The following is an 18,374-nucleotide window of genomic DNA, read 5'->3' as shown; positions in this document are numbered from 1 at the left end:
AACGGCGGCGCAACGATCCGCCAGCCTACCTCGCGCGGGTTGCCGTGCTGGTCATGGGTGAGAAACGCGATAGCCGCTGAGCAAAAACACCACGGCCCGCTCGCGTTCGACCCAGACGGAAGTGTCCAGGTCCACGGACTGCAGCAGCGCGCACTCGACTTCGTAGCCGCCGTCGGCCAGCGCCCGGCCCAGCGCTTCGGCCTCGTCGCGGGTGGCGGCGTGGGTGACGATCCGTTCGGGGCGGCGGGCCGCGCAGGCGGTGACGACGTCCGCTCCCCCGCCGCCGACCCGGATCACATCGGGCTCGGGCAGATCCTCCAGGATCTGCGGCGCCCGCCCGTGCACGACCTGGAGTTGGACGCCGTGGCGCCGGGCGAGGGCGGCGGTGCGTCCGCAGGCGTCCGGATCCGCGTCCACCGCGAGGACGGCGGCACCGAAGCGCGCGGCCTCCACGGCGGCGGCTCCGCTGCCCGCGCCGATGTCCCAGACCAGATCGCCCATCTGCGGCCCGAGGCGGGCGAGTTGTGCGGTACGCAGCTGGACGGACTCGCCCTCGCCCAGGGCGCCGCCGTACGCACTGGCCGGAAGTCCCCAGCCGCGCGCCCCCGTCGGATGACCCACCTCGCGGCCGGCGATCCAGCCGGTTCCCTGGGCCGCGGCACCGCCGGGCGAACCACCGACGACAATGACGACATTGGGGTCACGCCAGACATGGTCGGCGACCTTGTCGGATGTGAGTACTGTCACCCGCTCGCGGTCGGTGCCCAGGTCCTCACAGATGACGAAGGTGCGGTGGACGCCGCCGAGCAGCAGGGCGAGTTCGGCGGGCCCGGCGCCCGGTGAGGTGAGCACCGCGACCTTGGTGTGGGCGCGGCAGACGTTCACCGCGCGGCGCAGATCGCGGCTGTGGGCGACGACGACCTGGGCGTCGTCCCAGGGCATGCCGGCCCGTGCGAAGGCGGCCGCGACGGAGGAGACGGCCGGTACGACTTCGACTTCCAGGCCGTGCTCGGGTGCCCGCAGGGTGCGGACGACGCCGAAGAAGCCGGGGTCGCCGTCGGCGAGGACGACGGCGGTGCCGCGGTGCTGGGCGATGCGGCGGGCGGCCAGGGTCACGCTGCCGAGCCGGATCCGCTCGGCGTTCGGCGGGACTTCGGGCAGTGCGAGGTGGTGGGCGGCGCCGGCCACCAGCGTGGCGGCGCCGAGGGCGGAGCGGGCGGCGGCGGTCAGCGCGGAGCCGTCCCATCCGATCACCGTGACCCGGTCGGCCATGCTCGTCAGTCTCCTGGTGCTGCTGTGGTTACGCGGGCGGGGTCAGCAGGCGGGCCGGCTGCGGGCGGCCGCAGGCCGGCGAGGGTGCCGCTGTGAGGCGCTGGTCCGCGCGGGTCGCGCGGGTGCGCGGCAGGCCGAGGGTACCCCGAGAGGTCCGGACCGGAGTGCGGGCGTGGGTCAGTTCCACTCGGGGTAGGAGAATCCGTTCGCATCCGCCAGCCGGCCGGGGATCCCGTCGAGGTCCTCGGGCAGCAGACTCCACACGATCAGGTCGGTGCGGATGTCCGTCCAGCCGCCGTCCTCGGTGCGGCTGCGGGCTATGAAGGCGTTGCGCAGCACGCCCTCGCTGATGCAGCCGATCTTCTGGGCGACCTGCTGGGACGCGGTGTTGCCGGCGGCGGTGCGCAGCTCGACACGTTCGAACTTCTGGTCATGGAAGAGCCAGTGGGCGACGGCGAGCGAAGCCTCGGAGGCATACCCCTCACCACGGGCCCAGGAGGCGACGACGTAGCTGATCTCGCTGGAGCGGATCCGCCAGTCCGTATTTCGCAGTTGGACCACGCCGACCAGGCGCTGGGTGAGGAACTCGGTGACGGCGAAGTCGATACCCTCGCCCGAGGCCCGCTCGGCGGGGGCGCTGTCGGTGGTCCAGGTCCGCGCGGCGTCCTCGGTGTACGGCTGGGGTATTGCGGTCCAGGCGGCGACCAACTCGTCGTTCATCATCGCGGTGAGGGCAGGTACGTCGGCTTCCTCGAAAGGGCGCAGCACCAGCCGGTCCGTGCTGATGGAGATGTCCGGAAAGGTGGATGTCATGCCGCTGCTCCCACGCCGTTGACTGTGGTGTTCCGGAACGTCGCGGGCTGTGAGACCGCGAGGTCACGGGCCGTCTGGACCGTCTTGAATGCACCAGCATGCAGCATGGGCCCGCGGGTGTGCCACGCGCGTGGGCCCCGGCCGCGCGCTGCGCGGGTCCGGGGCCCGTGGCCGTGCGTACGGACGGCCGCCCTCCGGTGACCTGCGTACGGGCGACCGCACCTCTACACCCGCCCACCCCCCGAAGGGGGGTGGGCGGCGGGGAAAAACATCAGGGCAGGAGAGGCGTCAGCTCTTGGCCGGGCCGAAGGCCGGGATGACCGAGCCGTCCTTGTACTTGTCCTGGATGAACTTCTTGACCTCGGGGGAGTTCAGGAGCTTGGCCAGCTTCTTGACCCGCGGGTCGTTCTCGTTGCCCTTCTTGACGGCGAGGAAGTTGGCGTAGGGGTTGCCCTCCGCCTTCTCCACGGCGAGCGCGTCGGTGGAGGGCTTGAGGTGGGCGCCGATGGCGAAGTTGCCGTTGATGATCGCGGCGTCGACGTCGTCGATGCGCGGCGCGGTCTGGGCGGCCTCCAGCTCAGTGATCTTGATGCCCTTGTCGTCCTTGACGTCGGTCAGCTTGGCGTCGGAGCCGGCACCGGGCTTGAGGGTGATCACGCCGTTGTCGGCGAGCAGCTTGAGCGCCCGGCCCTCGTTGGAGGGGTCGTTGGGGACCGAGACGGTGCTGCCGGACTTGAGCTGGGACAGCTTGTCGATCTTCTTGGAGTAGATGCCCAGCGGCTCGATGAGCACGTTCTGGACGGGCACGATGTGCGTGCCGTTCTCCTTGTTGAAGGTGTCGAGGAACGGCTTGTGCTGGAAGAAGTTGGCGTCGACCTGGCCGTCGTCGGTGACCTTGTTCGGGATCTTGTAGTCGTTGAACGGCTTGACGACCAGCTTGAGGCCTTCCTTGGCCGCCAGCTTGTTCTTGATGAAGTCGAGGATGGCGCCGTGCGGGGTGGGGCTCGCGGCGACGACGAGCGGGGCGTTCTTGTCGCCCTTGTCGCTGCTGGCGGTGGTGTCGGAGGGGGCGCTGCAGGCGCTCGCGCCGAGGGCGACGGCGGAGGCGGCGGCTATGGCGACGGAGATCTTGAGGGTGTTGCGCACGAAGAGTGCCTCTTTCTTGTTCACACGCGGGGGTTCACGTGCGGTGTCCGCCCGGCAAAGGGTCCGGGCTCTTGGGTGGAGCGGTGGCTCCGGTATCAGGCGGCCTCGGTGACCGCGGCCGGCTCCTCGGCGCGGGCGCGGCGCAGACCGACCCGCAGGGAGGAGACACGGGTGCCGCGCTCGGCGAGCCGGCGGACGACGAGGTCACCGAGCAGCTGGACGAGGGAGACCAGGACGATCAGCTCCACCACGGTGGCGATCATCAGTGAGGTCTCGTACTGCTGGTAGCCATAGGTGTAGGCGAGGTTGCCCAGGCCGCCGCCGCCGACCGCACCGGCGATCGCGGAGTAGCCGATCAGCTGGATGACGAGCGTGGTGACACCCGCGATCAGCGCGGGCAGAGCCTGCGGGAGGAGCACCTTGAAGATGATGGTCCAGGTGCCGCCGCCCATGGCGTGGGCGGCCTCGACCAGGCCGCCGTCGACCTCACGCAGCGCGGCCTCCACCAGCCGGGCGAAGAACGGGATGGCGGCGAGGGCCAGCGGGACCACCGCGCCGGTCGGGCCGATCGAGACGCCGACGAGGAGGCGGGTGAAGGGGATCAGCACCACGATCAGGATCAGGAACGGGAAGGACCGCCCGATGTTCGCGATCACGCCGAGCACCTTGTTGACCACCACGTTCTGCAGGACGGCACCCCGCTGGGTCAGATGCAGCAGCACACCGACCGGGATGCCGATGAGCACCGCGTAGAACGTCGACCACCACACCATGAAGAGGGTGTCGAGCGTGTTGTCGTACAGCAGCGGCTGCATCTCGGTCCAGGTCACTTGGCACCTTCCTTCTCCAGCGGGGCGCCGGCCGTGACGGCGCTCAGCGCGTTGTCGACGGCTTGGCCCGCGACATCGGCCACGTCCACCTGGAGGCCCTGCTCGCGCAGGAAGCCGATCGGCACGACGTTCTCCTCGAAGCGGCCGGGCAGCTCGATGCGCATCCGGCCGACCTGCTTGCCGCCGACGGTGTCCATGGCGGCGCCGAGGATCGAGATGTCGACGTTGTAGGTGCGCGACAGCTCGGAGATCACCGGGCGGGTGGCGGCCGAGCCGTGGAAGGTGACGTCGACGACGGTGCGGTCGTCGGCCGACGGCTCGCCGCCGACCGGGAACAGCTCCCGGGCCAGCTCGGAGCCGGGGGTGGCCAGCAGTTCGGCGACGGTGCCCTGCTCGACGACCCGGCCGTTCTTCATCAGCGCGGCCGAGTCGCAGATCGTCTTGACGACGTCCATCTCGTGCGTGATGAGCACGATGGTCAGGCCCAGCTTGCGGTTGAGGTCGCGCAGCAGCTGGAGGATGGAGCGGGTGGTCTCCGGGTCCAGGGCGCTGGTGGCCTCGTCGGAGAGCAGCACCTTGGGGTCGCCGGCCAGCGCGCGGGCGATGCCGACGCGCTGCTTCTGGCCGCCGGAGAGCTGCGCCGGGTACGCCTTGGCCTTGTCGGCGAGGCCGACCAGGTCCAGCAGCTCCAGCGCCTTGCGGGAGCGCTCTCTGCGGTCGACCTTGAGGATCTCCAGCGGCAGTTCGACGTTGTCCTGGACGGTGCGCGAGGACAGCAGGTTGAAGTGCTGGAAGACCATGCCGATGTGGCTGCGCGCGGCCCGGAGCTGGGCGCTTGCGCGCTTACCGCGTCCGGCGATGGACGTCAGCTCCTGGCCGGCGACGGTGACCGTGCCGGAGGTGGGGCGCTCCAGGAGGTTGAGGCAGCGGATGAGGGTGGATTTACCGGCGCCGCTCTGGCCGATGACGCCGTACACCTCGCCCTCGCGGACGTGCAGATCGACGCCGTCCAGGGCGGTGACTTCGCGGTCTCCTGAACGGTAGACCTTGGTCAGGCCCGTTGTGGTGATCACTAGGGAATTCCGTCACTGTCGAGTGCTCGGCGGCTCGCCCGCCGGGCACGGGGCATTCTTGCGAGTGCGGCAGAGGGGAACGGGGAGCGGCCACGGGCGCGGGGGCCCGGCTCCGGGTTCCGGTGACGCGGGGCGGCGGGCATCGTCGGGGGGCGACGCACGGCGCGGTGGGGTCCCCCTTGCTCCGCAGGAGCTCGGGGAGGGTCTCGCTTCGGGGCGCGAGGCTCAGGCGGGGGCCCTCAGCGGTCACACATTCGACACATGCAACGAGCACCGGGCGTCAGGTACGCCTCGGTCGCAGGGGTGCGGTTGCTCGTCGTGGTCATGGCGGCAAGTAAACCAGACAGCCGTACGGGCCGATCAAGCGAGTCCGGATAGCGGACATGCCTGACCGACCCGTGGACACTGCCTCACTCCGCGATGGTGATCTCCACCGATCCGTCCGTGGCCTGCGCGGATACCTCCGAGAGCGTGGTGATGACAGCATCCGCCGACAGCTCTTCCGCCGGGTGGGTTGTGGTCAACGCCACGGTCACCATGCCGGCCGCGCGGCCCGCCGTCAGTCCGGCCGGTGCGTCCTCGAAGACCACACAGCGGGCCGGGTCCACCCCGAGCCGCTCGGCGGCGAGCAGGAACGGTTCCGGGTCCGGCTTGCCCCGGCTGATGTCATCGGCGGCTATCAGATTCTTGGTACGGATCCCGGCCTCGTCGAGACGGGCCTCGGCCAGCCGGCGGCCGGCGGAGGTCACCACGGCCCACCGCTCGGCGGGCAGGCTCTCCAGCAGGGCGAGGGTGCCGGGCAGCGCCACGACTCCCCCGGCGACGTCCTCGACCTCCAGGTGCTCGATCCGGGCCACGCCTCCGGCACCAGGTCCGCGGGCACCAGATCGGCGACGATCTCCGCCGCCGGGCGGCCGTGCAGCTCGATCCGGGCGAAGGCCTGCTCGGTGATGCCGTACTCCTTCGCCCACCGGGACCAGCAGCGGTGGACGGACTCCAGGGAGGAGACCAGGGTGCCGTCATTGTCGAAAAGGAGCGCATCAGCGGTGATCTTCATACTTCACGAGCGTACGTGCCACGGTGGGGCCGGACGCGGCCGCCCGCCCGCAGCCGATTAGCATCGCCCCATGCCCCACAACCCCACGGCGCGCAGCCACGTGGCCCGGAGGTCCCGGTGATCGACGCGCTGACGATCGCGGTCGCGGTGACCGCTCTCGCCCTCGCCGCCTGGTGCGGCTTCGCCGCGTTCCGCGACCAGCCCACCAAGGACTGGCACTTCATCGGCATGGCTCTGGTGTCGCTGCTCGGCGTCGTCCAACTGGTCATCGCCGTCGTGCAGTTGACGCGCGGAGTGTCGCCGGACAAGGGCACCGCGCTCTTTGTCGCGTATCTGCTCGGGGCGGCCGCCTGTGTCCCGGCGACCGGGTTCATGTCGCTCTCGGAGCGCACCCGCTGGGGTTCGGCCACCGTCGCGGCGGGCGCCGTGGTGCTGGCCGTACTGGAAGTGCGGCTGTTCGACATCTGGGGAGGCGGCAGTGCCTGAGACCACGGCGACCACGGGGGCGGACGGCACCACCGTCCCCGCCCCGGCGAAGCGTTCCCTGGGCACCGGTCCCGGACGCCTGCTGGTCACGCTCTACGGCGTCTTCACCGTCGCGGCCGCCTCCCGCTCGCTCTACCAGCTCATCGCCCAGTTCGACCGGGCTCCGCTGGCCTACAGCCTTTCGGCGGTCTCCGCGGTCGTCTACGGGTTCATCACCTTCTCGCTGGTGCGCGGTGGTGAGGGCGCCCGCCGGGCCGCGTTCGCCTGCTGCGCGCTGGAGCTGCTCGGGGTGCTCGGCATCGGCACCTGGACGCTGCTCGACCGGTCCGCGTTCCCCGACGCCACGGTCTGGTCGGACTACGGCATGGGCTATCTCTTCATTCCGGTCATCCTGCCCGTCACCGGGCTGATGTGGCTGCGCCGGGCCCGTACGGAGCAGGCGGCCGCCTAGGCGGACGGGGAGGACGGGCCCGGCCATCGCACGGGCCCGTCCTCCCCTTGTCTCACGCCTGGGCGGCGAACTCCCCCTGGCTCGGTCCGTGGGATGTCCCCACGGCGGTGGCCTCGGTGCGGAACTCCTTCTCCAGCGTCACCACGCTCAGCCGGGGGGTGCGCTGCTCGGTGCCCACGGGGGCATAGCCGTGGCTGCGGTACAGCCGCAGATTGCCCTCGCTGCGGTGACCGGTGAACAGGCGGTAGCGCGTGGCCGACCGCTCGGTCGCCAGCCGCCCCTCGACGGCGTCGAGCAGCCGTCCGCCCAGGCCGTGCCGCTGCATCCGCGGGTGCACGATGAGCTTGGCTATCCGCGCGGTGCCGTCCTCGTCGACCGTGCCGCGCACGGACCCGACCACCTCCTCGCCGAGCCTGGCCACCACGACGCAGCCCTCGCCCAGTTCGGCGCGCAGCGCCTGCAGCGTCTGGGTGAGCGGCTCGATGCCGTAGTCGTCGTACAGCGCGGCTTCCTGCTGGTAACAGAGGTACTGGAGTTTGAGGATCTGCTCGGCGTCCTGGTCGGTCGCCGCAGAGATGGTCACGCTCGTGCCCATGCGCGTATGCCTCCCCTATTCGGTTCGCTGGTCCGGGCGCTGAGGGTGAGAGGGGTGCGCCCGGAACGATGTGCCCTGACAGACGGCGCCGCGGGGTACCCGTCGCCGTCATGGCGTGGCTGACACTGCTTCTTCCGGGTTCCCCGGTATGTGGCAGCGGCAATCTCCGCCGCGAGCATTCTGCGCAGGCATTTGGGACAGGCGGAACGGACCGGCACCGAGCTCTCCTGTGACATTCCCAACTCAGATGAGAGTTCAGGGGAGGTGGTGCCGGTCCGTACTCCACCGCGCAGGCGGTCCGGGCGGCGGGCGGTCAGCCCTTGCGGAACTCCGCGGCCACCAGCAGCGCGGTGTCGGGGTTGTCGGAGAACAGGCCGTCGATGCCGGTGCCCAGGAGCGCCCGGAAGAAGCGGAGGGAGTCCCCGTAGGCATTCGGGTCGGTGCCGCGACGGTAATCGGTCGGCAGGAAGGTGTTCTCGTTGCGGACCGTATACGGGTGCAGCACCAGTCCGGCGGCGTGGGCGTCCTTGACCACGGAGCTGGGCTCGCCGAGCTTGCCGTCGGCGTCCCGCGGGATGATCACGGTCAGGTCCGGGCCGATGCCCTGGGCGAAGCCGGCGAGCCACTTCAGGCCCTCGGGCTTGACGAGGTCGGCGACGGTGCGCGGGTCACCGGACGCCGTGAAGTCCCAGGGGCGGTCCTTGAGCGTGCCCAGCAGGACGACCTTGGGGCAGTCGACGAGCTTGTCCAGACGCTGGATGCTGCTGGGCTCGAAGGACTGCAGGAAGTTCGGGGAGTTCTTCCGGTGCCGGCCGTGCGCCCGCAGGGCCTTGGCCAGCCGCTCCTCCAGGCCCAGGCCGAGCCCCCGGAAGTAGGTGGGGTGCTTGGTCTCGATGTGCAGCCAGACGCGGCGGCCCCGCTTGCGGCCCTCACGCTCGGCCCACTGCAGCACCTCCTCGAAGGTCGGCACCTCCCACACGCCGTCGTAGAGGGTGTTGTGCTGACGGTTGCCCGGTATGCGCTCCTTGGCGCGCAGCGTCTTCAGCTCCGCGAGCGTGAAGTCCTCGGTGAACCAGCCGGTCAGCTTGGCCCCGTCGACGGTCTTGGTGGTCTTGCGGTCCGCGAACTCGGGGTGTGCGGAGACATCGGTGGTGGCGGTGATGTCGTTCTCGTGACGGCAGACCAGATGCCCGTCCTTGGTGGGGACGAGGTCCTGCTCGATGACGTCCGCGCCCATGTCGAGGGCGAGTTGATAGGAGCCGAAGGTGTGCTCGGGGCGGTAGCCGCTGGCGCCGCGGTGGCCGACGATCAGCGGCACCGGCAGCTCCTGGGGCACTCCGGCTCGCTGACCGGCGCTCGCCTGACCGGCCGTGCCGAAGACCGCCGCTCCCGCGCCGAGTGCCGCGGCGCCCAGCACCATCCGTCGTCCCGGCTGCTGCCGATTGTGCATGCCCACACTCCTCGCTCTAGGTGTTCTGTGGTGTTCCAGGTGCTTCCGGGTGTTTTCCGGTGTGCGGTGAGGCGTGTTGCGCACCGGCCCAGGGAACCGGGCCGATCGTAAGCACGGACGGGTCATGCCGGGGAGACGCACGACAACTTCGGAGGGAACATGGTGGTAACACACGTCAACTGTGCGTATCGACCTCGTGAACCCGATGTGCGAGCGGGAGTGACCCGCGAGTATTGTCCTGGGCTGCAGAGTTCTGCGCCCGCTTGACGTTGACCAGTCGCGACCCGGAGGGCCCGTTGTCCCGCATTGTGCTGAAGGCGATTCTCGGATTCCTTATGCGTGTCCTGTACCGCCCGAAGGTCGAGGGCATGGAGCGCATTCCGGCGACCGGACCGGTGATCCTGGCCGGTAACCACGTCACCTTCATCGATTCGCTGTTCCTGAGCCTGGTGGTCAAGCGCCCGGTGTACTTCATCGGCAAGGACGAGTACGTCACCGGCAAGGGCTTCAAGGGCCGGCTGATGGCCTGGTTCTTCACCAGCGCCGGCATGATCCCGGTGGACCGGGACGGCGGGCACGGCGGTGTCGCGGCGCTGATGACCGGCCGCCGGATCCTGGAGGAGGGCAGCGTCTTCGGCATCTACCCCGAAGGCACCCGCTCCCCCGACGGCCGCCTCTACCGCGGCCGTACCGGCATCGCCCGCCTCACCCTGATGACCGGTGCGCCCGTCGTCCCGTTCGCGATGGTCGGCACCGACAAGGTGCAGCCCGGCGGCAAGGGTCGCCCGCACATCGCCCCGGTGACGGTGCGCTTCGGTGAGCCGCTGGACTTCTCCCGCTACGACGGCATGGACCGCGACCGCTATGTGCTGCGGGCCGTGACCGACGAGGTGATGAGCGACGTCATGGAGCTGTCCGGCCAGGAGTACGTCGACATCTACGCCACCAAGGCCAGGGCCGCCTGACCTCCCCCCTCCGCCGCGCCACGGGCCCCCTCCGGTTCTCGGACGGGGCCCGTGGCGCGTGCTGCGCTTTTTTCGCTCAGGTCAGCAGGGCACCCGGAAGCCGCCCGGGGCGCGCTGGCCCTCGGCGCCGCCGGTCAGCGCCGTACGCAGCGCCGCCTCGGGCCGCGGGACCACGCTGCCGTCGGCCTGAAGCAGCTGCTGGCGCTGGGTGATGGTGCCGGTGCGGGCGCCGGGCACCCCCGCGTTCTTGGCCCTCACCCGGTTCAACGGTGCAGGCTTCAGCTGTTTCTTGGCGCGGACGAAGGAGATGAAGCTCTCGAAGTCGCGAGTGTGCCGGACCGGTGCGGTGAAGCCGGTGAAGGCGCTGAAGCCGTCCTGGTTGATGAGGGTGTACGAGGGGGCGGCGAGGCGGTAGCGGCGCGTGAGGTCGAGTGCGGTGCCGTTGATGAAGACCTCGGCCGGGTCGATCCGCCGGCCGACCGGTCCCGCGGCGTCGAAGGTGTAGCGGACGTTGCCGGAGACGGCCAGCGGTGAGAAGCCGAGGCCGCCGCCGGCGGTCGGCGCCCACTGTTCCTCCAGCGCGTCATGGATCTGCCGGCCGCTGACGGTGACGGTCAGGATCGGGTCGCCGAAGCCCACGGAGTTCCAGGCCTGCGCGAAGGTGACGGTGCCGTCCGTCTCCTGGTTGCGGATCAGATCGCCGGCGATCACCGCCTGGCCGACGCGCGGTGCGACCGCGATCACGGCAAGGTCGGCGGGGGTGTTGGGGTGGTCGGCGGGGTCGTCCATCGCACCGTGCGCCTGCCGGCCCGCCCACAGGGCCCAGTCGGCGACGAGGTTGCCCATGGTGCTCTCCCCCACCGCGTTGCGCCGCCGGGTGAAGGAGGCGGTCTGTGTGCCGATCTTGCTGCGGGCGCGCCGGGAGGCGTAGTCCGCCCAGTAGCCGGCGATCGAGCGCAGGTCCGGGTCCGGCGTCACCTCGCGGGTGTTGGGGTGGTTGGTGGAGGTGGTCAGCTCCCGGATCACCGCTCCGGTGTCCGGGTCGAGGCGCAGATTGATCTCGTTGATGAGCTGGCCGTAGCAGCCGGCCTCGACGAAGGGGCGGGGGTCGCCGTTCGGGTCGGGCAGCATCATGGTGAAGGCGCAGTGCCAGTGGCCGGTGACGATGGCATCAATGTCGGGCGAGGCGCGCAGCGCCAGTTCGTATGCGGGTCCCGAGGGGTTCTTGCCGCTGGAGAAGTCGCTGCCGGCCACCGCGCCGTCGTGCATGCTGAGCACGATCGCATGGACGCCGCGTGACTTGAGCTCCGCGGCACAGCGGTTGGCGGTCTCCAGCTCGTCCAGGGTGCGCAGTCCCGGCTGGTAGGAGCCGGGGAAGGACTCGGTGCCGATGGCGGTCAGATGGATGAAGCCGATCGCCAGCCGGCGGCCACGGCCGTTGTCGACGTACTCGATGTTGTAGGGCGCCAGTACGGGCTCGCCGGTCGCGTTCCACACCATGTTGGCGCTGTAGTAGGGGAACTTCGCGCCCTCGAACCGGCGCCCGGTGGAGTCCTTGAAGTCGTCGTCGCGTCCGACGACCGGGAAGGCGTCGCCGTCCGCCATGTGCGAGGTCAGGAAGGTCGCCGACTTGTCGAACTCGTGGTTGCCGGCCGAGGCGAAGTCCATGCCCATGGCGTTGAGCGCCTCGATGGTGGGCTCGTCGGAGAAGGAGGAGGCGTCGAACTCCCACCCGGAGAAGAGGTCACCCGGGGCGAAGAAGAACGAGTTGCTGCGGCCGTCCCTCAGCCGCTCCAGGTGGGCGGCCATATAGGCCACGCCGCCAACGGTGTACTTCTTTCCGCCGGCGCCGGTGATGAGGGAGTTGGCGCCCGGGGCACCCTGCAGATAGCCGTGCAGATCGGTGATGTTGAGGAGCTGGACGTCGACATATTCGTCGGCGGTGGCCGCGTCGCGGGCGTGGCCGGTGGCGTAGGCGTTGCTGCCGATGGCGCTCGCGGTGGCCAGAGCCCCCGCGGCGGTGAAGAAGGAGCGTCGTCCGATGTCGCGCACTGCGTCACTCTCCTGAGCGGGCCGTCCGTAGGGGGACGACGGGAGAGTCAAACGAGCCGCACGGGACGGCCGGTCACCAGAACACCTACCGGGCGTGAACGGGCGAGGGACAGTCGCCCCCAGGGCGTGTCCTGTGGATCATGGCGGGTGCATGGCACCGTGATCCACAGGACACGCCCTGAGGCGCGGTGTGTGCCCGCCGTCCGGCGGATCGGCCCTGCGGCGCTACGGACGTTCCGCCGGGCCGCCGGCCGCGGGGCCGGAGCCGCGGCCCGGCTTCCGGCCGGCCGTGGAGAGCGCCACCGTGGTGGCCGGGGCCGGGCTGTTCGCCAGCTCCTGGCCACGGAGCAGGAACCAGGCGGCCACCGCGGCGGACAGCAGGACCACCGCGCCCACCCCTGCCGCGACGTCCACCCCCTCGACGAAGGAGCCCTGAGCGGCCTTCACCAGCGCCCCGGCCTGGTCGGCGGGGAGATGGCGGGCCGTCTCGAAGGCGCCGCCGAGCGATTCGCGGGCGGCGTCCACGGCCGGCGCGGGGACCCCGGACGGGGTGGCGAAGCCCCGGTAGATGCTGGTGACGATGGAGCCCAGCAGGGCGATGCCGAGCGCGGCGCCCAGTTCGTAGGCCGTCTCGGAGACCGCGGAGGCGGCGCCCGCCTCCTCCTTGGGGACGCTGGAGAGGATCACATCGGCGGTGACGGTGAACGAGAAGCCCGCGCCGATGCCGACGACGAAGAGGATGAGGCAGAGCGCGGCGGTGCCGGTGTCGCCGTGCAGGGTGGTGCAGCCGACGAGCGAGAGCCCGACCACGGCGAGGCCGCCGGCCACCACGATCCGTACGGACAGCCGCCGGGCGACCCAGCCGGCGGCCAGTCCGGCGCCCACCGCGCCGATCGCGGCCGGGAGTTCGACGAGCCCCGCGTTCAGCGGCGAGCGCAGCTGCACCATCTGGAGGAACTGGGAGAGAAAGAAGACCAGGCCGGACAGTCCGAGGATGGTCAGCAGATCGGCCAGCACCGACCCGGTGAATCCCCGGTGGTGAAAGAGCTTCATGTTCAGCAGCGGCGAGGGGAGGGTGAGCTGCCGGCGGACGAACACGAGCAGGGCGAGCACGCCGATGACGGCCGCCAGCGCGATGTCCCAGCGGTAGCCCTCCACCGCCGCTTCCTTGATGGCGTAGACGACGGCGACGATGCCGACCAGGGCCAGCAGAACGCTGGGGAGGTCCCACGGGCCGGGATCCGGATTACGCGACTCCGGGATGACCCTGGCGCCGACGGCCACCAGCAGCGCCATCACCGGCAGGTTGATCAGGAAGACCGAGCCCCACCAGAAGTGCCCCAGCAGAAAACCGCCCAGGACCGGCCCCACGGCCATACCGGCCGAGGCCATCGCGCCCCAGATGCCGATGGCCAGGCTGCGTTCCTTGGGATCGTGGAAGAGATTGCGGATCAGCGCCAGGGTGGACGGCATCAGCGTGGCGCCGGCCACGCCCTGCAGCGCTCGGGCGACGATCATCATCTCCGGGGTGGCGGCGTACGCGGCGAGCACCGACATCGCGCCGAAGCCGACGGAGCCGATCAGCAGCAGCTTCTTGCGGCCGATGCGGTCGCCGAGGCTGCCCATGGAGACCAGCAGGCCGGCGATGACGAAGGAGTAGATGTCACCGATCCACAGCAGCTGCGTCCCGGACGGCCGGAGGTCTTCGCTGAGGAAGGGGGTGGCGAGGCCGAGGACCGTGGCGTCGACGCCGACCAGCAGTACGGCGAGGACGAGGACGGCGAGCGCGAGCCAGCGTCCCGGCCGGGGCTGGTCGTCCACATGAGCCGAACCGGCCGGTTCTGACGCTATGGTCTCGGTCATTTCTCCATGCTCCGTCGGATGCCGCCGAGCAGCAGCTCGGCGATCGAGTGGTTGAGGTCGTTGCGGGCGACCCGCCCTTCGTGCACGGCCCAGGCGCCGGCGCCGATCAGGCCGTAGAGCGCTTCGGTGAGCCAGGCGGCGCTCAGATCGATCCGGAAGTCGCCCTCCTCCTGGCCGCGTCGGAACAGGTCGGTGATCCGGCCGTCGAGCCGGGCCCAGCCGGCGTTGACCTCGGCGCCCTCGAAGAGCTGATTCTCGGTGGAGAGGAAGGCCAGCATGGCGGCGACCGGTTCGGTTTCGGCGATCAGCCGGCGCAGCGCCCCGGCGGCGTCCCCCTCATCCAGCCTCGCCGCGTCCATCGCCTGCGTGAACTGCGCGATCCCTTGCTCCTCAAGGGCTCTGATCAGGGCGTCCCGCCCCGCGAAATGCCGGTGCAGGGTCGCGCGGCTGATCCCCGCGGCCCGCGCGATCTCGTCCATCGAGGTCGTCGCCCGCCGCGTGAGCAGCGCGGCGGCTTCCTTCAGAACCCGTTCGTGGTCCACAGCCATGAGACACACACTATCCGAATGAGACGTCGATGTCTCACTGTATCTTCCGTCCCCGCACCTTTCCGCACCCCCGGACAAACGAAGACGGCCCGCCCCCGGTCTCTCCCGGGGGCGGGCCGCCTTCCACACACACTCTTACGACCAGGGCAAGTCCTACGGAAGCGCAGTGGCCTTCCTGGCCGCCGCCCACTCCTGCTGCTTCACCAGGTCGGCCCGCACCTCGGCGAGCTGGACCGCCACCGCCGAGGGCGCGGTACCGCCCCGGCCGCTGCGCGAGGCGAGGGCACCGGGGACGTTGAGGACGCCGCGGACCTCGGGGGTCAGATGCGGCGAGATCTTGGCGAACTGCTCGTCGGTGAGCTGGTCCAGCTCGATGCCGTGCGCCTCGCACTCCTTGACGCACTCGCCCGCGACCTCATGCGCCACCCGGAACGGCACGCCCTGCTTGACCAGCCACTCCGCGATGTCGGTGGCCAGCGAGAAGCCGGCCGGGGCCAGCTCTTCCATCCGCTCACGGTTGACGGTCAGGGTGGCCATCATGCCGGTGAACGCCGGGAGCAGCACCTCCAGTTGGTCACAGGAGTCGAAGACCGGCTCCTTGTCCTCCTGCAGGTCGCGGTTGTAGGCGAGCGGCAGCGCCTTGAGCGTCGCCATCAGACCGGTCAGATTGCCGATGAGGCGGCCCGACTTGCCCCGCGCCAGTTCCGCGATGTCCGGGTTCTTCTTCTGCGGCATGATCGACGAGCCGGTCGAGAAGGCGTCGTGGAGCGTGACGAAGGAGAACTCCTTCGTGTTCCAGATGATGACTTCCTCGGCGATCCGGGAGAGGTTCACCCCAGTCATCGCCGTGATGAAGGCGAACTCCGCGACGAAGTCACGGGAGGCCGTGCCGTCGATGGAGTTGCCGGCCGAGCCGTGCTCGAAGCCGAGGTCGGCCGCGACCGCCTCCGGGTCGAGGCCGAGCGAAGAGCCGGCCAGCGCGCCCGAGCCGTAAGGAGAGACCGCGGTGCGGTCGTCCCACTGCCGCAGCCGCTCCGCGTCGCGCGACAGCGACTGCACATGCGCCAGCACATGATGGGCGAAGAGCACCGGCTGGGCGTGCTGGAGGTGGGTGCGGCCCGGCATCGCGACGTCCGGGTGGGCCTCGGCGAGCTGGACCAGTGCCTCCTGGAGGTCGGCGATCAGCCCGCCGATGATCCGGGCGTGGTCACGCAGGTACATCCGGAAGAGCGTGGCGACCTGGTCGTTACGGGACCGGCCGGCCCGCAGCTTGCCGCCGAGGTCCGGGCCGAGCCGCTCCAGCAGCCCGCGCTCCAGGGCGGTGTGGACGTCCTCGTCTGCGATGGTGCCGGTGAACGAGCCGTCGGCGACGTCCGATTCGAGCTGGTCGAGCCCGGCGAGCATGCGGGTCAGCTCGTCCTCGGTGAGCAGTCCCGCCTTGTGGAGCACCCGGGCGTGCGCACGGGATCCGGCGATGTCGTAGGGGGCCAGCCGCCAGTCGAAGTGGACGGACGCCGACAGTTGGGCCAGCGCCTCGGCCGGTCCGTCGGCGAACCGGCCGCCCCAGAGCCGGACATCACCGGTGTTGCTGCTCACTGCTGCTCCTCAGGCTGCTTCGGATGTGCCACCTTCCCCACGGTCTCAAGGACCAGGGGGTGCCCCCACTCCGCCACGACGGCGGGGAGGGGGCGTCATACGGAAGTAACGAGACGGGATCAGGCCAGGTCGCGCTTGGCCGCAATCTTGCTCGACATGCCGAAGAGCTCGATGAAGCCCTTCGAGAGCGACTGGTCGAAGGTGTCGCCGGTGTCGTAGGTCGCGAGGTTGAAGTCGTACAGCGAACGGTCGGACTTCCGGCCGGTGACGACCGCGCGGCCGCCGTGCAGGGTCATCCGGATGTCGCCGCTGACCTGCTGGTTGGCCTCGTTGAGGAAGCCGTCCAGGGCACGCTTGAGCGGCGAGAACCACAGGCCGTCGTAGACCAGTTCGCCCCAGCGCTGCTCGACCTGCCGCTTGTAGCGGGCCAGTTCGCGCTCGACGGTGACGCTCTCCAGCTCCTGGTGCGCGGTGATCAGCGCGATGGCGCCGGGCGCCTCGTAGACCTCACGGGACTTGATGCCGACCAGCCGGTCCTCGACCATGTCGATCCGGCCGATGCCCTGGGCGCCGGCGCGCTCGTTGAGCTGCTGGACGGCCTGCAGGACGGTGACGGGCTTGCCGTCGATGGCGACCGGGACACCCTCCTTGAAGGAGATGATGACCTCGTCGGCCTCGCGCTGGGTGGCCGGGTTCTCCGTGTACTCGTACACGTCCTCGATCGGCGCGTTCCAGATGTCCTCCAGGAAGCCGGTCTCCACGGCCCGCCCGAAGACGTTCTGGTCGATGGAGTACGGCGACTTCTTGGTGGTCGCGATCGGCAGGTTCTTCTCCTCGCAGAAGGCGATCGCCTTGTCCCGGGTCATCGCGTAGTCGCGGACCGGGGCGATGCACTTCAGGTCGGGGGCGAGGGAGGAGATGCCGGCCTCGAAGCGGACCTGGTCGTTGCCCTTGCCGGTGCAGCCGTGGGCGACGGTGGTGGCGCCGTGCTTCCTGGCGGCGGCGACCAGGTGCTTGACGATGGCCGGCCGGGAGAGCGCGGAGACCAGCGGGTAGCGGTCCATGTACAGGGCATTGGCCTTGATCGCCGGGAGGCAGTACTCATCGGCGAATTCGTCCTTGGCATCCGCGACCTCGGCCTCGACCGCGCCGCAGGAAAGCGCCCGCTTGCGGATGACGTCCAGGTCCTCGCCACCCTGGCCGACATCCACGGCAACGGCGATGACCTCGGCGCCCGCCTCCTCGGCGATCCAGCCGATGCAGACAGAGGTGTCCAGGCCGCCCGAGTAGGCGAGTACGACGCGCTCGGTCACGGGTTTCTCCTTACGGTGCCTTCGCTGATAGGTATAAGTATGCACTCCACCGTATGTTTCGTCAACGAGCAGATGAACATGCAGGTCAGCGGGGAGGGCGACGGGACGGCACGGGCCTTACGCCCCCTCCCGCAGCACCTCCGTCAGCACGGCCGTATGACTTGCCGACACCTCCTTCGTCGCCGTCAGCAGCGTCAGCGGCCCCTGCTCGGCGAGCTCCCGCAGCCGTTCCAGCGCACGCTGCGCCGACTCCCGCGCCAGCTCCTCGCGATAGCGCTCGGCGAACGCCTCGAACCGCTCCCCCTGGTGGCCGTACCAGCGCCGCAGCTCGGACGAGGGCGCCACGTCCTTGCACCACTCGGTGAGCTGCGCATCCGCCTTGGACAGCCCGCGCGGCCACAGCCGGTCGACCAGCACCCGGGCACCGTCCGCCGACTCCGGCGGCTCGTACACCCGGCGCACACGGAGGGCGTCCTTTGCCGACATATCACCCATATGCGTATGGAATCACGTAAGCACACCCCTTGCAGGAGGCCCGAAAGGGCACGGCGAGGGACCCGCTTTGGATTCATGGCCCAGGACAGGGTATTTTTCTTCTGCACGCCCCGGCCGGGAGTCCTCCGGCCGGAATGAGCACCGGGACGTGGCGCAGCTTGGTAGCGCACTTGACTGGGGGTCAAGGGGTCGCAGGTTCAAATCCTGTCGTCCCGACGGTGTTTTCGCAGGTCAAAGGCCGCTTCCGAAATATCGGAAGCGGCCTTTGCCGTTGCTTTGGCCGCTCTCGCACGGGAGCCTCGCCCCGGCCGGCCCGGTGGGCGGACGCGGAGCGAGGCGTGCGCGAGGCCGCTGGGCGGCCCACACGGC

Annotated in this window: 16 protein-coding genes, 1 tRNA gene and 1 pseudogene; 4 read left to right on the top strand and 14 right to left on the bottom strand. The window is 70.1% G+C overall.

Translation table 11 applies throughout. From position 1 onward, the window contains the following. Positions 1 to 51: 51 nt before the first annotated feature. From cbiE to ACWGI6_RS17880, 6 genes and pseudogenes are all read right to left on the bottom strand, one after another. Positions 52 to 1,272, bottom strand: a complete 1,221-nt coding sequence (cbiE, locus tag ACWGI6_RS17905; protein ID WP_453268386.1) for a precorrin-6y C5,15-methyltransferase (decarboxylating) subunit CbiE — start codon at positions 1,270 to 1,272, stop codon at positions 52 to 54. Positions 1,273 to 1,449: 177 nt separating this feature from the next. Next, positions 1,450 to 2,085 (bottom strand): GNAT family N-acetyltransferase, encoded by a 636-nt coding sequence (locus ACWGI6_RS17900; protein ID WP_453268385.1) that lies wholly within the window; start codon positions 2,083 to 2,085, stop codon positions 1,450 to 1,452. A gap of 288 nt (positions 2,086 to 2,373) precedes the next feature. After that, positions 2,374 to 3,231 (bottom strand): MetQ/NlpA family ABC transporter substrate-binding protein, encoded by an 858-nt coding sequence (locus ACWGI6_RS17895; protein WP_453268413.1) that lies wholly within the window; start codon positions 3,229 to 3,231, stop codon positions 2,374 to 2,376. Between the two features lie 95 nt (positions 3,232 to 3,326). Beyond that, complete coding sequence (locus ACWGI6_RS17890) at positions 3,327 to 4,061, bottom strand: methionine ABC transporter permease (RefSeq protein ID WP_453268384.1); 735 nt, start codon at positions 4,059 to 4,061, stop codon at positions 3,327 to 3,329. Beyond that, positions 4,058 to 5,134, bottom strand: a complete 1,077-nt coding sequence (locus ACWGI6_RS17885) for a methionine ABC transporter ATP-binding protein (protein WP_453268383.1) — start codon at positions 5,132 to 5,134, stop codon at positions 4,058 to 4,060. Before ACWGI6_RS17885 ends, ACWGI6_RS17890 begins: the two co-directional genes overlap by 4 nt. A gap of 410 nt (positions 5,135 to 5,544) precedes the next feature. After that, positions 5,545 to 6,191: pseudogene (locus tag ACWGI6_RS17880) on the bottom strand (HAD family hydrolase). Positions 6,192 to 6,308: 117 nt separating this feature from the next. Between ACWGI6_RS17880 and ACWGI6_RS17875 the strand changes: the two are divergent. Together ACWGI6_RS17875 and ACWGI6_RS17870 are read left to right on the top strand one after the other, a co-directional pair. Further along, on the top strand, positions 6,309 to 6,677 hold the full coding sequence (locus tag ACWGI6_RS17875) for a hypothetical protein (RefSeq protein ID WP_453268382.1): 369 nt from the start codon (positions 6,309 to 6,311) through the stop codon (positions 6,675 to 6,677). Next, complete coding sequence (locus tag ACWGI6_RS17870; protein ID WP_453268381.1) at positions 6,670 to 7,128, top strand: hypothetical protein; 459 nt, start codon at positions 6,670 to 6,672, stop codon at positions 7,126 to 7,128. The genes ACWGI6_RS17875 and ACWGI6_RS17870 overlap by 8 nt, the downstream gene beginning before the upstream one ends. A 52-nt stretch (positions 7,129 to 7,180) precedes the next feature. On the opposite strand, the gene ACWGI6_RS17865 is transcribed toward ACWGI6_RS17870, so the two are convergent. Beyond that, complete coding sequence (locus ACWGI6_RS17865) at positions 7,181 to 7,723, bottom strand: GNAT family N-acetyltransferase (protein ID WP_453268380.1); 543 nt, start codon at positions 7,721 to 7,723, stop codon at positions 7,181 to 7,183. A gap of 313 nt (positions 7,724 to 8,036) precedes the next feature. Beyond that, positions 8,037 to 9,173, bottom strand: a complete 1,137-nt coding sequence (locus ACWGI6_RS17860) for a glycerophosphodiester phosphodiesterase (RefSeq protein WP_453268379.1) — start codon at positions 9,171 to 9,173, stop codon at positions 8,037 to 8,039. 296 nt (positions 9,174 to 9,469) lie between these two features. Between ACWGI6_RS17860 and ACWGI6_RS17855 the strand changes: the two genes are divergently transcribed. Beyond that, entirely contained in the window at positions 9,470 to 10,138 is a 669-nt protein-coding gene (locus tag ACWGI6_RS17855) for a lysophospholipid acyltransferase family protein (protein ID WP_453268378.1), read from the top strand. A gap of 81 nt (positions 10,139 to 10,219) precedes the next feature. On the opposite strand, the gene ACWGI6_RS17850 is transcribed toward ACWGI6_RS17855, so the two are convergent. The 6 genes from ACWGI6_RS17850 to ACWGI6_RS17825 all read right to left on the bottom strand — a co-directional run bounded on the left by ACWGI6_RS17850 (position 10,220) and on the right by ACWGI6_RS17825 (position 18,005). Further along, complete coding sequence (locus ACWGI6_RS17850; RefSeq protein ID WP_453268377.1) at positions 10,220 to 12,190, bottom strand: bifunctional metallophosphatase/5'-nucleotidase; 1,971 nt, start codon at positions 12,188 to 12,190, stop codon at positions 10,220 to 10,222. A gap of 225 nt (positions 12,191 to 12,415) precedes the next feature. Further along, entirely contained in the window at positions 12,416 to 14,053 is a 1,638-nt protein-coding gene (locus ACWGI6_RS17845; protein WP_453268376.1) for an MFS transporter, read from the bottom strand. Continuing rightward, positions 14,050 to 14,601: a TetR/AcrR family transcriptional regulator gene (locus tag ACWGI6_RS17840; protein WP_393906139.1), complete on the bottom strand. Its 552-nt coding sequence runs from the start codon at positions 14,599 to 14,601 to the stop codon at positions 14,050 to 14,052. The genes ACWGI6_RS17845 and ACWGI6_RS17840 overlap by 4 nt, the downstream gene beginning before the upstream one ends. Before the next feature lie 153 nt (positions 14,602 to 14,754). Next, a complete protein-coding gene (gene argH, locus ACWGI6_RS17835) occupies positions 14,755 to 16,197 on the bottom strand; it encodes an argininosuccinate lyase (RefSeq protein WP_453268375.1) in 1,443 nt (480 codons plus the stop codon). A gap of 119 nt (positions 16,198 to 16,316) precedes the next feature. Beyond that, positions 16,317 to 17,510, bottom strand: a complete 1,194-nt coding sequence (locus ACWGI6_RS17830; RefSeq protein ID WP_453268374.1) for an argininosuccinate synthase — start codon at positions 17,508 to 17,510, stop codon at positions 16,317 to 16,319. Positions 17,511 to 17,627: 117 nt separating this feature from the next. Continuing rightward, positions 17,628 to 18,005 carry a DUF488 domain-containing protein gene (locus ACWGI6_RS17825; protein ID WP_453268373.1) on the bottom strand — a complete coding sequence of 126 codons (378 nt, stop codon included), beginning with the start codon at positions 18,003 to 18,005 and terminating at the stop codon, positions 17,628 to 17,630. A gap of 142 nt (positions 18,006 to 18,147) precedes the next feature. Here ACWGI6_RS17825 and ACWGI6_RS17820 point away from each other — a divergent pair. Further along, positions 18,148 to 18,221, top strand: a tRNA-Pro gene (locus tag ACWGI6_RS17820). Positions 18,222 to 18,374 lie beyond the last annotated feature (153 nt).

Source organism: Streptomyces sp. NPDC054786, assembly GCF_053611685.1.
The sequence above is the reverse complement of the archived record's forward strand: the minus strand, read 5'-3'. Positions and strand labels throughout refer to the sequence as shown.

What these genes read in the sequence shown, in the direction of transcription:
- cbiE (WP_453268386.1), bottom strand. Translation starts at nt 1,272, where the DNA reads ATGGCCGACCGGGTCACGGTGATCGGATGGGACGGCTCCGCGCTGACC.
- ACWGI6_RS17900 (WP_453268385.1), bottom strand. Translation starts at nt 2,085, where the DNA reads ATGACATCCACCTTTCCGGACATCTCCATCAGCACGGACCGGCTGGTG.
- ACWGI6_RS17865 (WP_453268380.1), bottom strand. Translation starts at nt 7,723, where the DNA reads ATGGGCACGAGCGTGACCATCTCTGCGGCGACCGACCAGGACGCCGAG.
- ACWGI6_RS17860 (WP_453268379.1), bottom strand. Translation starts at nt 9,173, where the DNA reads ATGCACAATCGGCAGCAGCCGGGACGACGGATGGTGCTGGGCGCCGCG.
- ACWGI6_RS17845 (WP_453268376.1), bottom strand. Translation starts at nt 14,053, where the DNA reads ATGACCGAGACCATAGCGTCAGAACCGGCCGGTTCGGCTCATGTGGAC.
- ACWGI6_RS17840 (WP_393906139.1), bottom strand. Translation starts at nt 14,601, where the DNA reads ATGGCTGTGGACCACGAACGGGTTCTGAAGGAAGCCGCCGCGCTGCTC.
- ACWGI6_RS17825 (WP_453268373.1), bottom strand. Translation starts at nt 18,005, where the DNA reads ATGGGTGATATGTCGGCAAAGGACGCCCTCCGTGTGCGCCGGGTGTAC.